This window comes from Arsukibacterium sp. MJ3, assembly GCF_000987765.1.
Classification (GTDB): Bacteria; Pseudomonadota; Gammaproteobacteria; order Enterobacterales; family Alteromonadaceae; genus Alishewanella.
The window spans coordinates 1-671 of the sequence record NZ_LAHP01000106.1; the positions used below are offsets into that span (position 1 = coordinate 1).

Sequence of the window (671 nt, forward strand, 5' to 3'; positions counted from 1 at the left end):
GCTACCTGTGCAGCAACTTGCGCAGAAATATCAAATGGCTGCTGCGTGGTTGTTTCGCCGCGTATTACTGCACCTACTAGCTGATAACGAAACCAACGTTCGCGCTCAGTTGCATTGTCCACCAGCTCCATCACTATCTCGTTGCCTTCAATATGGCCATCGAGCAGTGCTGATAGTTTTTCTCTCTGGTGTATCGTCATTCGCATGTATCCTCAGTTGCCTTAATTGTCATCGAGCAAAGGTTGTATTGCTTTATCTATTGCTTCCCGTGCCCGAAATATCCTTGATCTTACCGTACCTATTGGACAATCCATTGTGATTGCTATTTCCTCATAACCCAAACCATCTAATTCACGCAATGTAATTGCTTGTTTCAAATCGTCTGGTAATGCGGCAATGGTGTCCATCACAGTTCGCTTCAGTTCGTCGGATAACAACATACGCTCCGGAGAGGCGATATCACGCAAACCATGTCCTGCATCTAAAAACTCAGCATCTTCTACATCTACATCAGAGGCTGGGGGCTTACGCCCTTTCGCCACCAAATAATTTTTTGCTGTATTTACAGCAATTCTATATAGCCATGTATAGAACGCACTTTCACCACGAAAGTTCGGTAATGCTCGATACGCTTTAATAAAAGCTTCTTGCGCTACATCCGGAACATCACC

2 protein-coding genes are annotated in these 671 nt (G+C 44.9%); both read right to left on the reverse strand.

Features of this window, described 5'->3' with window-relative positions:
- On the reverse strand, nt 1-200 hold a 200-nt coding region (locus VT06_RS16995; protein ID WP_046555519.1), incomplete at its 3' end, for an RseA family anti-sigma factor.
- 21 nt (nt 201-221) lie between these two features.
- Nucleotides 222-671 (reverse strand): RNA polymerase sigma factor RpoE (gene rpoE, locus VT06_RS17000; RefSeq protein WP_046555520.1); only part of this gene is annotated, 450 nt, incomplete at its 5' end.